Source organism: Aquiluna sp., assembly GCF_965064355.1.
The window spans coordinates 1-10,655 of sequence record NZ_CBCHRQ010000043.1 but is presented as its reverse complement, the minus strand read 5'-3'; the positions used below and the strand labels follow the sequence as shown (position 1 = coordinate 10,655).

Genomic DNA, 10,655 nt, shown 5'->3' with positions numbered 1-10,655 from the left:
TGCGGCAAACCAAGCTCGGCACCAATTGCTCGCACCTCGTCCTTAAACAGTGCGCGCAGTGGCTCGACCAGTTCAAACTGCAGGTCTTCTGGAAGACCTCCAACGTTGTGGTGAGACTTGATACCCGCGGTTGCGCCGCCACCGGATTCAACAACATCTGGGTACAAGGTTCCCTGGACCAAGAACTTGATCGGGCGAGAATCAGCGGCCGCTTCGGCGATTAGTTTGCGCTCTGCTTCTTCGAAGGTGCGAATGAATTCGCGACCAATAATCTTGCGCTTGGTTTCTGGGTCGGAAACGCCTGCGAGCGCCGATAGAAACTTCTCCTCGGCATCGACCGTGATCAAACGAATGCCGGTAGCTGCCACATAGTCGCGCTCTACCTGCTCACGCTCACCCTTGCGCAAAAGACCGTGGTCAACAAACACCGCGGTGAGCTGATCGCCAACCGCCTTGTGAACCAACGCTGCGGCAACCGCGGAGTCAACTCCACCGGAGAGCCCACAAATAACTCTGGCGTCACCAACCTGAGCGCGAATCTTTTCGACCTGCTCCGCAATCACATTGCCGGAATTCCAAGTCGGCTCAATGCCGGCCCCCTGATAGAGGAAGTTGGTAAGGACGTTCTGACCCTGCTCGGAGTGCTTGACCTCTGGGTGCCACTGCACACCAAAGATGCGCTGCTCTCTAGATTCAAATGCTGCAACCGGAGTGGTATCGGTGGATGCCAAAACCTCAAAGCCATCCGGTGCAACCATTACCTGGTCACCGTGACTCATCCAACAGATTTGCTGCACTGGTTGGTTGCCCAGCAAAACACCTGAGGAATTTAGGTTCAACTGTGTTGCGCCATATTCGCGTTTGCCGGTCTTATCTACCCGACCACCAAGTGCCTGAGCCAAAACCTGAAAGCCATAGCAAATGCCGAGTACTGGAATGCCGAGCTTGAGAATCTCAGGATCTAGCTGAGGGGAGTTCTCTTCGTAGACGCTCGATGGACCGCCGGAGAGAATGATCGCGGCCGGATTCTTTGCTGCCACCTCACTCGCGGTGATGTTGTGGTGGACGATCTCGGAGTAGACATTGGCTTCGCGAACTCGTCTTGCAATCAACTGTGCGTACTGAGCACCGAAATCAACAACTAGAACTGGCTTCATTTCTGACCTTCAATTTCGCTGAGTTGTTTGCGCGCCAACTTGGCGTAGTAGGACTCGGTGAAAAAGCTCAGCAGTGGCACAACGCCACCGGCGGCAATGATCAAGAACCTCAAGAACGACCAGCGCATCAAAGTCCACAGTCTGAAATCGGCAAATAGATATAGAACGTAGAGCCAGCCGTGAACAATGAGGATTGCAACCGTTAGGTTCACACCGACATCTGGAAGGCCTTCACCCTCAATGCCGTACTGCTCGAAGGTGATAAATCCGTTGGGGCCGAACAGCCATAGGTCGAAACCTAGAAATGGTAGGCGACGGATCCCCCAGGTGATCATCAAGAGCAACAGAAAGGTTCCAGTGATGTAGCTGGATGCAGTAAATAGCTTGAGAACCTTTTTTACTTGCTCAATTTGGGAAGCGGCAGGGCCTGTCATAAAAGAAGTTTACTTTAGGCAAGCTTGGCTAGTGCATCCAGAACAACCGACTTGCACTGATCTGCAGTCGTTGCAGCAAGGGCGAGGTTGGCAACCTCCTGAGCTTGCTCCAGAGTCACAGCGGAAAGCGCTGATCTAACTGCACCAACCTGACTTCTTGAAGCCGATACCGACTTGAAGCCCAAACCAGCCAACACAACCGCGAACGCTGGGTCAGATGCCGATTCACCACAAACGCCGGAAGAGATTCCAGCCTTCTCTGACTCACTCGCGATGAGCTTCAGCATGCGAACCAATGCCGGTTGCCAAGGGTTTAGTAATGCTCCAAGACCAGCATTCATGCGGTCGGCGGCAAACAGATACTGGGATAGGTCATTGGTGCCAACCGAGATGAAATCAAGTTTGCCGGCTAGATCCGAGAGTGCCATTGCGATAGCTGGGGTCTCAACCATGATGCCGACCTTGTAGTCACCGGCGCTTCTTGCTAGCTGAGCAAACTCAATGGCTTCGCTTGCGGTGGCGATCATTGGAGCCATAACCCAAACCTCACGACCGGTTTCTTTGCGAGCAACTTCAAGCGACTCAAGCTGATCGATTAGGAACTGGCGGTGATCTTGAATTAGGCGGAAGCCACGAATGCCAAGCGCTGGGTTTTCTTCGTGAGGCATATCCAAAAATGGCACTGGCTTATCGCTACCGGCATCGATGGTGCGGACCACAATCGGCCCCTCAGGCGCGGCCTTGAGAATCTCGGCATATGACTTGGCCTGCTTTTGAGCAGAAGGCATCGTCGATTCAGATAGGTAAAGCAGTTCGGTGCGGAATAGGCCTACGCCGTTGGCAGCGGTGGTTGCTGCCTGGATCGAGTCTTCCAGCGAGCCGATATTTGCGCGCACTGGAATGATCGGGTCCAAGCTTTTTGCGACAAAGCTAATCGCCTTGGTTGCCATCGAGGCATCGCCACCGACCACAACTCGGTCGCCAACCGGATCAACCAGAACCTGCATGCCGTCTAACAGCTCAACCGCCTGAGCGCAGGAAACCAATGCAGGGATTGACTTCGAGCGACAGATGATCGCGGTGTGAGATGTTGGCCCACCTTTGATGGTTACAACTCCGACAACCGCGTCCGTGAACTGCGCGGTATCAGCCGGGGAAAAGTCATCGCCGACAATTACGTAAGCGCCGGTCGTAGGAAGATCTAGACCCATGTGAATGCCCGCGATGTGAGCGGCAACTCGTCTTGCTAGATCCTTTAGGTCCACCAAGCGCTCCTCGAAGGCCGCATCGCCGGCAAAAATTGCGTCCAGTGAATCAACCGCGACAGTAAAAGCGGTGGCAGCATTCCAGCCGGACTCGATCTCGGCAATTGCTGTTTCAAATAAATCTTCATCTTCTAAAAGCATCTTTAGTGCTTCGAATATCTCAGCGCTGGTGCCTCCGGCTTTTACAGATAGCTCGTCTAGGTATCCGGCAACGTGGTGGATTGCTCCCCTGAGGGTTTCCTTTTCAACACCCGCATCGCCACCGTGCTTTGCAGGTCCTGGAAGTGTTGCCTGGGGCTTTACGCGAAAGACTTCGCCGCGAACGGCATTTAGTCCGACACCTAGGCCAGTGAGGATTGTGCCGGAAGAAACTGTCACCACTAGCCCTTCAAAAAGTTTTGAATCTGGGTAAACAGACTGTCTGCGACTGCCTGGTCGTTCGTGTCAACCTCGACAACCAACTGCTCGCCGGTTTTGGCCTTAAGCGCCATCATGCGAAGCGGTGAGTTAGCTAGTACTAGCTCCTCGCCTGCCTTTCCCATTCGAACGGTAAGTCCAGACTCCTTGACGAGTTTCACAATCTGACCTGCTGGTCTTGCGTGTAAACCGATTGGATCTTCAATGGTTACGGTCGTGGTGATCATCGATGCGACTTACCTCCTAAGTATCGGTCGAGAATAACAAGAATTTCCAAGTTATTTCGGGTCTTGCAAACCTTGGTCACTGGATTCCCTGGCACGCTGGTCCATCACCAAACGCCACCAGAGGTAAAAAGCAGCCAGTGCAAAGAATGCCCACTCAACTGCGTAAAACGCAGTGAGCCAGTTAATCTCGACTTCCTGCTGCCTGATGCCAATTGAGATTGGTTCAAGATCGTGTTCGATTCCAGACTGCAAAATCAAATAGGCAGGGTAAGAAGCAATTGGATTTTGCGAATAAACATTGACTAACTGGCCGAGTGCTACCGAATCAAAATCCGCATCGCTTGAGCGCTTTACGGGCTCGCTTGGTTCGACATATCCAACAGCCGAAATCTCGATGTTTTCAAGCTTCTGTTGCGCAGCTTTCACCGCATCCAAATCTTCCGAGAAGCCAATAGCCAGGGTTAGTGATGCGTCACCAACTAAAGAGTTAGTGATCAGCCAGTAGCCGGTTCTGGTCGAACCATCCGACTCAAGCTGCAAACGGCCTCCGATGATGTGGGAGTTCTGCGAATCGATTGTGGCGGTGAAGGTGCCAAGCCGGTCATAGACCGGTTTATCTATGGGCGTATTTGGTGCGATCAACTCTGCCAACGGACGAGGGGCTGCCTCCTCTACGCTCACACCGACTGTATTAAAGGTGCGAGAGAGTTGCCACTGCATTGCAAAAGCGAATGCTGCTGCGGTGAGCATTGCGATTAGTAATCCCGCGATCCACTTGGGTCTGCGGGCAACCTCCCAAAAACTGGGCTGTCTCATTTACTGGTACTGGTTGACTACGACGTCCACGCGCTGGAATTCCTTCACATCGGAATATCCAGTGCTTGCCATCGAGCGGCGAAGTGCTCCAATTAGGTTGCTGGTGCCATCGGCGTTATCCGCAGGTCCAAGCAAGATATTTTCCATTGGAGCGTGTGAGCCAACCCATACTCGGTTGCCTCTCGGAAGCTTCTCGCTAACTGCTTCTTGACCCCAGTGCCAACCGTGGCCAGGTGCCTCGGCAGCTCTTGCCAAAACGGTTCCAAGCATCACGGCATCCGCGCCACAGGCAATTGCCTTGACGATATCTCCGGAGGTACCAAGACCGCCATCGGCGATGACGTGAACGTAGCGACCACCGGATTCATCCATGTAGTCACGACGTGCTGCCGCAACATCAGCAACCGCGGTTGCCATTGGAGCGTGAATACCCAAAATCTTGCGGGTGGAGGAAGCGGCACCGCCACCAAATCCAACTAGCACACCGGCAGCACCGGTGCGCATTAGGTGCAGCGCAGCCTTGTAGCTAGCAGCGCCACCAACCATGACAGGGACATCTAGCTTGTAGATGAACTCTTTGAGGTTCAGTGGCTCCTGAGTTTTTGAAACGTGTTCTGCAGAAACAGTGTTTCCGCGAATCACAAACATCTCGACACCGGCCTTGAGGACAACGCTCGAGAACTCCTGAGTGCGCTGCGGAGATAGCGCTCCGGCAACAGTGACGCCGGCCGCGCGAATCTCTGCCAAGCGTGCGGTAATTAGTTCAGGCTGAATTGGCTGGGCATAGATGCGCTGCAGCACTGCGGTGGCATCTTCGTCTTTCGCATTTGCGATTTCCTCAAGCTGCTGAGTTGGGTCTTCGTAGCGAGTCCAAAGTCCCTCGAGGTCCAAGACACCTAGACCTCCTAGCTTGCCAAGGGCAATCGCGGTGGCTGGGCTCATGGCGGAGTCCATAGGTGCTGCAACTACCGGAAGGTCGAACTTGTATGCGTCGATCGCCCAGGTGGTGGAAACATCTTCTGGGTCGCGAGTTCGTCTGGTTGGAACTACTGCGATGTCATCAAAAGCAAATGCTCTGCGGCCATCCTTGCCGCGACCAATTTCAACCTGATTCATCTGGGCCTCCTAGCGAGTGCCGTAGTTAGGGGCTTCGATGGTCATCTGAACATCGTGCGGGTGCGATTCACGCAATCCCGCAGCCGTGATTCGAACAAACTTGCCGCGCTGTTGCAATTCTGGAATGGTTCCGGCACCCACATAACCCATGGATGCGCGTAAGCCACCCACCAGCTGGTGAACAACCGATGCAACCGAACCGCGGTATGGCACTCGACCTTCGATTCCCTCTGGAACCAGCTTGTCCTCGCGAAGCACATCGTCCTGGAAGTAGCGGTCCTTGGAGTAAGACTGTGCCAATCCGCGGGACTGCATTGCACCGAGTGATCCCATGCCGCGATAGGTCTTGTACTGCTTGCCTCCCACGAAAGTGATGTCTCCAGGTGCCTCATCAGTACCAGCTAGTAGCGATCCGATCATTACGGAATTCGCTCCAGCAACCAATGCCTTTGGAATATCTCCCGAGTACTGCAATCCACCGTCGGCGATAACAGGAATGCCGGCTGGCTTAGCCGCAAGCGATGCTAGATAAACCGCAGTCACCTGCGGAACACCAACTCCAGCCACAACTCGAGTGGTGCAAATTGAACCTGGACCAACACCAACCTTGACGCCGTCGGCGCCTGCGTCGACCAGCGCCTGAGCACCCTCACGGGTGGCAACGTTGCCGCCGACGATGTCGGTGAACTTCGCAACCGGCTCGCTCTTTAGCTTGCGAATCATGTCCAAAACGGCACTGTTGTGTCCGTGAGCGGTGTCCACGATCAACATGTCCACACCGGTTTCAACCAGGGCCATTGCGCGCTCCCAGGCATCTGGACCAACGCCAATTGCTGCACCGACCAAAAGGCGACCAGCACCATCCTTGGATGCGTTTGGATACTTCTCGCTCTTGTCAAAGTCTTTGACGGTGATTAACCCGCGGAGCTTTAGGTCATCGTCAATCAGCGGCAGTTTCTCAATGCGGTGCTGGGCCAGCATTGCCATTGCCTCGTCAGGGTTGATTCCAACCTTGCCAACAATTAGCGGCATTGGGGTCATGACGTCTTTTACCAAAGTGGTGGTGCGCTGCACCTCAAGCACAAATCGCATATCTCTGTTGGTCACAATTCCAACCAACTTGCCATCTTCGTCAATTACCGGAAGGCCGGATACCCGGTATTTACCGCAGAGGTCATCGACTTCCTGGATGGTGGCATAGGCGGTAGTGGTGACCGGGTGAGAGACCATTCCGGCTTCACTTCTTTTCACCAGGTCAACCTGAGTGACCTGATCGTCAATCGAGAGGTTGCGGTGCAGGATGCCCAAGCCGCCCTGTCTCGCCATTGAGATTGCCATCCTGGCCTCGGTTACGGTGTCCATGGCTGAGGAGATAAGCGGGACGTTGATTGAGATGTTTCTAGAAACCTGAGTCTGGGTACTAACCCCAGATGGCATCACATCGGATTGCCCAGGAAGCAGCAGGACGTCGTCATAGGTGAGTCCGACTAGGGAAAATGGGTCTGGAAGCTCCAATTGGCAATCCTCTACTTGTGGTGGATTCGTTTCCTAATTCTAGCCAAGCAATCGCTCCTATTAATAGGGCGCATTTTCTCAGGTATTGAAATCTTTTCGAAACCAAAGATTTATGGCCTGAGGGGAATGCCGCTAGGTTTACTTTGCTAATGTTTTTGAGAGTCCCCAACGGGGCTCTAGAGCAAAGTAGCTCATTACGATTTGGAGGACAGGTGCAATTCCTCTCTGCCAGCAATCCCAAGCGATTGCTCTCATCCCTACTACTACTTCTTATCGCTACGGTTCTGGGTTTTGGCCTAGGTGCAACCCCTGCGAGCGCCGACAGTGTTGGTGAAGATCTAGAGCGCGGTATTACCGGAAACGTAAAGCTGGAGGGTGAACCACTGGGCGGCGTCCGCATGATTGTTGACGGTGGTGGCTACACCGCCGAAACCGTAACCGGAGCAGACGGTAAGTGGTACATCGGCGTTCCAGGTGTCGAAGGCGATGGATATAAGGTCACCCTGGACCAGGAAACTCTGCCTGAGGGCATCGCAGTTACCGGTGAGGGCGGAGCAACCAAGGATGTTGTTCTAGGGAAGACCAGCCCACTGGTTGCCAACTTCTTTATCGGTGAGGGAACCCGCGTCACCGTCTCTATGTTTGACCAGGTCGTTGCTCGTTTGATTTACGGCTTGAACTTCGGTCTAATGCTTGGTCTAGCCGCAGTTGGACTGTCGCTGGTGTTCGGAACCACCGGTCTTTCAAACTTTGCCCACTCCGAAATGGTTACCTTCGGAGCTGTTGCAGCTTTGGTTTTGGGCGCTGGACTGCAGCTTCCAATGTGGCTGGCAATCCCAGCAGCAGTATTGCTCTCCGGAGGTATGGGTTGGGCACTTGATGCCGGGCTCTGGAAACCTTTGAGAAAGCGTGGACTTGCGCTGGTTCAGCTGATGATTGTGTCCATTGGTCTGTCGCTAACGGCTCGCTACCTGTTCCAGTACTTCGTGGGTGGTGGCACGGAGCAGCTTCCTGGTGCCGACTCCACCATGGTGCCGCTATTTGGTTCGGTTGCACTTTCGATGACCGACTTGGTTTCCATGGCTATCTCGATCGTTGTGATCATGGGATTTGCTTGGTGGCTACTTAGGACCAAAACCGGTAAGGCGACCCGCGCTATCTCTGACAACCCAGACCTAGCAGCAGCCTCCGGTATTGACGTCGACAAGGTGATCCGCACCGTTTGGATCATCTCGGGCGCACTCGCAGGTCTTGCCGGTGTGCTTTGGGCTTACTTCCGCCCGGGCATCAAGTGGGACATGGGTGCCCAGATTTTGCTATTGATTTTCGCTGCCGTCACCCTGGGTGGATTGGGTACCGCATTCGGAGCTCTAATCGGTTCGCTCGTGGTTGGTGTGTTGGTTGAGACCAGCTCACTATTTATCCCAGCCGACCTCAAGTACGTCGGTGCACTGGTTGTTCTTATCGGAATCTTGCTGTTCAGACCTCAAGGTCTGCTCGGTAAAAAACAGAGGATAGGTTAGGAGGTCGACCATGGACTGGGGATCAATTCTCAATAACACCCTGGCGGGACTGTTGACGCCAACAATCTTGGCGTTTGCACTGGCAACCTTGGGTCTGGCTATGCACTTCGGTTTTGCCGGATTGTTGAACTTTGGTATCGCAGGCTTTATGGCCGTTGGTGCTTACGGATACGCGATCAGCGTTCTGACCTTTGGGCTCCCTTGGTGGGCTGGCATGCTCATGGGTGTCGCCGCTTCGGTGGTTTTCGCGCTCATCATGGGTATTCCAACCCTGCGACTTCGCGGTGACTACCTAGCAATCGTGACCATTGCGGCAGCTGAAATTTTGCGTCTTTTGTTCCTAACCACAGCCTTTGAGCCTGTCACCGGTAGTGCCGACGGCCTATTTGGTTACAACAACTCCGGTGGCTTTGCTGAGGCAAACCCATTCCCTGTTGGTGACTACGGCTGGGGTCCATGGACCTACAACGAGCAGACCTTGTGGATGCTGGTATTTGGTCTAATCGTGCTCGCGGTTGCAACCCTGTTGCTCTGGGCTCTAATGCGCTCCCCTTGGGGTCGCGTTGTAAAGGGTATTCGCGAAGACGAAGATGCAGTTCGCGCACTTGGTAAGAACGTCTTTGCATACAAGATGCAAGCTCTAATCATCGGTGGCATCTTCGGTGCCCTCGGTGGCATCGTGCTTGCAACCAGCACCAACGTTTCCCCTGGTGTCTATGTGACCTCGCTCACCTTCTTCCTCTGGACTGCACTGCTTCTTGGAGGCGCTGCAACAATCTTTGGTCCGGTGCTTGGCTCGATCATCTTCTGGGTGCTGCAGGCCTTCCTGACCAACATCTTGCCGGCGTTGGCAGAGTCTGGCATCTTGCCGGTATCTGGCATCCAGGCCGCCACCTTGCGCTATGTGCTAGTGGGTATCGGTTTGATGCTTATTGTGATCTACCGTCCGCAGGGTATTTTTGGAGACAAGAGGGAGATGACCTTTGTCAAGTAATTCAGAGAACCAGAAGTCAACCGGACTACACATCGGAGTTGCTGCTCCGGGAGTGAAGAAGGTTGACCCGATCTTGGTCATCGACCATGTCAAAAAGAGCTTTGGCGGTCTAACGGCGGTGGATGTCGATCACCTAGAGATTCCTCGCGGTGTGATTACTGCTCTCATCGGTCCCAACGGTGCCGGTAAGACCACGCTGTTCAACCTACTAACCGGGTTCGACAGCCCTGACACCGGTGCCTGGTCTTTCCAGGGCAATCAGCTTGCTGGTGTGTCATCGTTCAAGGTCGCCAAAATGGGTCAGGTTCGCACCTTCCAGCTCACCAAGGCGCTAAGTCTTTTGACTGTGCTTGAAAACATGAAGCTCGGAGCTAAGAACCAAACTGGCGAAAAGCTATTGAACTCACTATTCCCTTTCCTATGGCGCAAGCAGGACAACGAGCTTGAGGTAAAGGCGATGGAGCTTCTCAAGAAGTTCAAGCTTGATGCCAAGAAGGATGACTTCGCAGCGTCGCTATCGGGTGGTCAGCGCAAGCTTCTAGAAATGGCTCGTGCCCTTATGACCGACCCAGTGCTAGTTATGTTGGATGAGCCAATGGCTGGTGTAAACCCAGCGTTGACCCAGTCGCTACTTGAGCACGTGCTAAACCTCAAAAAGGAGGGCATGACCGTGCTGTTTGTTGAGCACGACATGCACATGGTTCGTCACATCGCCGACTGGGTGGTCGTAATGGCCGAAGGTAAGGTCGTGGCAGAAGGTGCCCCGGACACCGTTATGAAGGAACAGGCAGTTATCGATGCCTACCTAGGTGCCCACCAGGACACTGACCTAGGTGTTATCACCGGTCGAATCAATGTCATCAGCGAGGAAGGTAAGTAAATGACTCGCGTTGTAGAAGTCAAAGATCTAGTAGCCGGCTACCTGCCGGGCGTGAACATCCTCAACAGCACCAACCTCTATGCCGACAAGGGTGAGCTAATTGGAATCATCGGTCCCAACGGTGCCGGTAAGTCCACCTTGCTAAAAGCAATCTTTGGTCTGGTAAAGGTCCGCGAAGGTTCCATCACCCTAAACGGTGAGAACATCACCGGGCTGAAGCCAAACCAGTTGGTATCAAAGGGTGTTGGTTTTATCCCACAGTCCAACAACGTCTTTCCATCGCTAACCATCGAAGAGAACCTGCAGATGGG

At 53.8% G+C, this 10,655-nt stretch carries 11 protein-coding genes; 4 read left to right on the top strand and 7 right to left on the bottom strand.

The window, feature by feature from the left end; genetic code table 11:
• From guaA to guaB, 7 genes are all read right to left on the bottom strand, one after another.
• A partial coding sequence (guaA, locus tag AC128V_RS04855; protein ID WP_482763559.1) for a glutamine-hydrolyzing GMP synthase occupies positions 1-1,157 on the bottom strand: 1,157 nt, incomplete at its 3' end.
• The gene (locus tag AC128V_RS04850) at positions 1,154-1,591 is read right to left on the bottom strand and encodes a DUF3817 domain-containing protein (protein ID WP_482763558.1); all 438 of its coding nucleotides are present in this window, start codon (positions 1,589-1,591) and stop codon (positions 1,154-1,156) included. The genes guaA and AC128V_RS04850, both read right to left, overlap by 4 nt.
• 14 nt (positions 1,592-1,605) lie before the next feature.
• The gene (locus tag AC128V_RS04845) at positions 1,606-3,234 is read right to left on the bottom strand and encodes a putative PEP-binding protein (protein ID WP_482763557.1); all 1,629 of its coding nucleotides are present in this window, start codon (positions 3,232-3,234) and stop codon (positions 1,606-1,608) included.
• 2 nt (positions 3,235-3,236) lie between these two features.
• Positions 3,237-3,500, bottom strand: a complete 264-nt coding sequence (locus AC128V_RS04840; RefSeq protein ID WP_482763556.1) for an HPr family phosphocarrier protein — start codon at positions 3,498-3,500, stop codon at positions 3,237-3,239.
• Between the two features lie 51 nt (positions 3,501-3,551).
• A complete protein-coding gene (locus tag AC128V_RS04835) occupies positions 3,552-4,316 on the bottom strand; it encodes an SURF1 family cytochrome oxidase biogenesis protein (RefSeq protein ID WP_482763555.1) in 765 nt (254 codons plus the stop codon).
• The gene (locus tag AC128V_RS04830) at positions 4,317-5,432 is read right to left on the bottom strand and encodes a GuaB3 family IMP dehydrogenase-related protein (protein WP_482763554.1); all 1,116 of its coding nucleotides are present in this window, start codon (positions 5,430-5,432) and stop codon (positions 4,317-4,319) included.
• Between the two features lie 9 nt (positions 5,433-5,441).
• On the bottom strand, positions 5,442-6,947 hold the full coding sequence (gene guaB / locus AC128V_RS04825; RefSeq protein ID WP_482763553.1) for an IMP dehydrogenase: 1,506 nt from the start codon (positions 6,945-6,947) through the stop codon (positions 5,442-5,444).
• Between the two features lie 212 nt (positions 6,948-7,159).
• Between guaB and AC128V_RS04820 the strand changes: the two genes are divergently transcribed.
• From AC128V_RS04820 to AC128V_RS04805, 4 genes are all read left to right on the top strand, one after another.
• Positions 7,160-8,470, top strand: a complete 1,311-nt coding sequence (locus AC128V_RS04820) for a branched-chain amino acid ABC transporter permease (RefSeq protein WP_482763552.1) — start codon at positions 7,160-7,162, stop codon at positions 8,468-8,470.
• 10 nt (positions 8,471-8,480) lie between these two features.
• A complete protein-coding gene (locus tag AC128V_RS04815; protein ID WP_482763551.1) occupies positions 8,481-9,464 on the top strand; it encodes a branched-chain amino acid ABC transporter permease in 984 nt (327 codons plus the stop codon).
• On the top strand, positions 9,454-10,344 hold the full coding sequence (locus tag AC128V_RS04810) for an ABC transporter ATP-binding protein (protein WP_482763550.1): 891 nt from the start codon (positions 9,454-9,456) through the stop codon (positions 10,342-10,344). The genes AC128V_RS04815 and AC128V_RS04810 overlap by 11 nt, the downstream gene beginning before the upstream one ends.
• Positions 10,345-10,655: ATP-binding cassette domain-containing protein (locus tag AC128V_RS04805; protein WP_482763549.1), on the top strand; the 311-nt coding region annotated here is incomplete at its 3' end.